The sequence below is a fragment of the Cedecea sp. genome, from assembly GCF_036500665.1.
Lineage (GTDB): Bacteria > Pseudomonadota > Gammaproteobacteria > Enterobacterales > Enterobacteriaceae > Cedecea.
This window is the reverse complement of the sequence record NZ_DASYBS010000122.1, coordinates 1-2,492: the sequence shown is the minus strand read 5'-3', so window position 1 is coordinate 2,492 and position 2,492 is coordinate 1. Positions and strand designations below refer to the sequence as shown.

Sequence of the window (2,492 nt, the reverse complement as noted above, 5' to 3'; positions counted from 1 at the left end):
GTAAGCGTCCGCTGAATCCCATACCTATTTTTTAATTCGATTTAGGTTTCCAGCAGTGCGGCAGCAATTCTTCAATTTGGGTCACTTTGTGTGTCGGTAACCTTTTCAGCACATCACTTAAATAGGCATACGGATCCAAGCCATTCAGCTTTGCTGACTGGATTAAAGTCATGATGTTTGCCGCTCGCTGACCACTGCGCAGCGAACCTGCAAACAGCCAGTTCTTGCGTCCCAACGCCCAGGGACGCATCTGATTCTCTACCCAATTGTTGCATATCGGTAGATTGCCATCATCCAGATAGCGGCTTAAGGCTGGCCAACGCTTCAGAGTGTAATTGATAGCCTTGGCGGTGGGAGAACTCGATGGCACTGTCAGATGATGTTGGTTGAGCCATTCATATAGTTGTTGCATCACTGGTTGACTATGCTGTTGTCGGTATTCGCGGCGGTCTTCCGCTGTACCATCGGTCTTTTTCCTGAGTTCTGCTTCTATCGCATACAGTTTCTGAATCAGCACTAAGGCCTGTTCAGCAACCTGACTTTTCCCAGTTACATGCAGTTCATGGAATTTACGACGTGCATGGGCCATGCACCCTACCTCAATCACCTGGCCTGATTTAAAACGTGCTTTATAACCACTGTAATCATCACAGACTAGATAGCCCTGCCAGCCTTTCAAGAACTCTTCAGCATGCTGGCCTGAACGACTATCCTGAAAGTCATAGATCACCGCCTGAACTGGATTATACTGTGTGGTGGCATAGGCCCAGACATAACCTTTCTTCGGTTTTTTATTATTCTCACCCATCCGCATGATGGTGACCGGTGTTTCATCTGCATGCAGCACCCGCTGTTGCAGCACCACCTCTTTTAAGGCATTGGCCAGAGGTTCCAGTTCTACACCGCAGCGACCTATCCAGTCAGATAAAGTGGATCTGGACAGATCAATGCCAGTCCGCTGATAGATCAGGCGCTGACGGTACAGCGGCAAATGATCGGCATACTTCGATACCAGCACATGGCTGAGCAATTCAGGTGAAGCAATGCCTTTATCAATCACATAGGCGGGCATCGCTTGCTGAGTCAGAGTGTCACACTGATCACAGACCCATTTACCACGCACATGCTGTTCCTTATAGAACTGTGCCGGTCTGAAATGCAGTTTTTCACTGACATCTTCGCCGATACGACGGAGTTGGCAGCCACAAGCACATTGGGTTGATGCAGGTTCATGCTCAATACGGATGGTGTGTAGATGATCTGGCAGTGGTCGACGTTTAGGTTTATTGGTTTTGGCTTTCTGTGTCGCTGCATTGGTTTTATCTGCATTTAGCCGTTCCAGTTCTAGATCAACCGCGGCAATATCTTCTTCAACCGCTTCATCCCACAGATGGATTTGTTTTGCCGTTAAGTGTTCATTCCTTTGGGCGAATTTGTGCTTTTTAAACAGCGCCAGTTCATGCTCGTATTTTTGATTGAGAATAGAAAGATGTTGAACTTTGGCATCCAATTGTTGGTTTGATTGTGCTAGAGACTGATGCTGCATTGCCAACTGTCTGGTAAATTCCAGCAGTTGTTCATGGGTCAGTTGGCTTAAGTCTGGCAGCGTATTCATGACCGCAGTATGCCTGAGGTCATGAAGAGAATGAAATAGAACGTTTGGAGAATAGCAGAATGGAACAGCCTGGTTTAAAGCATCGTCACCACCTGCTGTCGTCCAATGCGCTGCCAGGGCAAACCTTGGATCAGTGCCTGTAACTGTTCCGGGCTGAGGGCCACGGTTTCACCTTGGTGAACTTGAGCCCAGTGAAATTTGCCCTGTTCCAGCCGCCGGGCACACAGCCAGATGCCCAATCCATCATGTACCAGTACTTTCATGCGATGGCCACGTTTATTACAGAACAGGTAAGCACAATGCGGTTTGATGTAGCCAAAGGCTCTCACCACCTGAGCCATGGTCGTATCCATACCTGCACGCATGTCCATGGGCTGAGTAGACAACCAGATTTCATCAATGCGGATCATGTTGCAAGTGCCTTGAGTAATTCTGCCAAGGCAGGTATTTCTGATGTCTGCCATTTTAGCTGAATATCATTATTCGTATGAGGCACGGTGATACACAACGTGATCCTCTCATCAATAGGTTGGCTGATTGCAGCAGTGTAAGGTAAAGCAATAAATGCTGGATTCACATGAGTAGGATCCTGCACGGCACCCTCATGATGGCTGAAGATCCTGATCCAACGACTGACAAGGTTGGCATTAATACTATGTTGCAGTGCGACCGAAGCGATCGAGGTATTAGGATTTTTGCAGGCATTGACAATACTGAGTTTGAATTCTTTGCTGTATGTTCTGCGTTTTTTAGCAACAGGAGGTGTTGCTGAATATATATCCATGTTCATGGATTAAGTCCCCACTTGTTTTTAGGTGGGAACTAAATTAAGGCTTATAGGATCGCTTGGTAAGGCTGTGTTAGCCGGATGCTTACG

Annotated in this window: 3 protein-coding genes; all 3 read right to left on the bottom strand. The window is 47.3% G+C overall.

All coding sequences use genetic code 11. The features are described 5' to 3' along the window. Positions 1-31: 31 nt before the first annotated feature. The 3 genes from VGM55_RS20620 to VGM55_RS20610 all read right to left on the bottom strand — a co-directional run bounded on the left by VGM55_RS20620 (position 32) and on the right by VGM55_RS20610 (position 2,405). Entirely contained in the window at positions 32-1,615 is a 1,584-nt protein-coding gene (locus VGM55_RS20620) for an IS66-like element ISAba25 family transposase (protein ID WP_204379463.1), read from the bottom strand. Positions 1,616-1,689: 74 nt separating this feature from the next. Then, positions 1,690-2,025 carry an IS66 family insertion sequence element accessory protein TnpB gene (gene tnpB, locus VGM55_RS20615; protein WP_000618091.1) on the bottom strand — a complete coding sequence of 112 codons (336 nt, stop codon included), beginning with the start codon at positions 2,023-2,025 and terminating at the stop codon, positions 1,690-1,692. Continuing rightward, a complete protein-coding gene (locus tag VGM55_RS20610) occupies positions 2,022-2,405 on the bottom strand; it encodes a transposase (protein WP_001055589.1) in 384 nt (127 codons plus the stop codon). Before VGM55_RS20610 ends, tnpB begins: the two co-directional genes overlap by 4 nt. Positions 2,406-2,492 lie beyond the last annotated feature (87 nt).

Bases quoted from the DNA above. Each gene is read 5' to 3' on its own strand.
- VGM55_RS20610 (WP_001055589.1), bottom strand. From the start codon at position 2,405: ATGAACATGGATATATATTCAGCAACACCTCCTGTTGCTAAAAAACGC.
- tnpB (WP_000618091.1), bottom strand. From the start codon at position 2,025: ATGATCCGCATTGATGAAATCTGGTTGTCTACTCAGCCCATGGACATG.
- VGM55_RS20620 (WP_204379463.1), bottom strand. From the start codon at position 1,615: ATGAATACGCTGCCAGACTTAAGCCAACTGACCCATGAACAACTGCTG.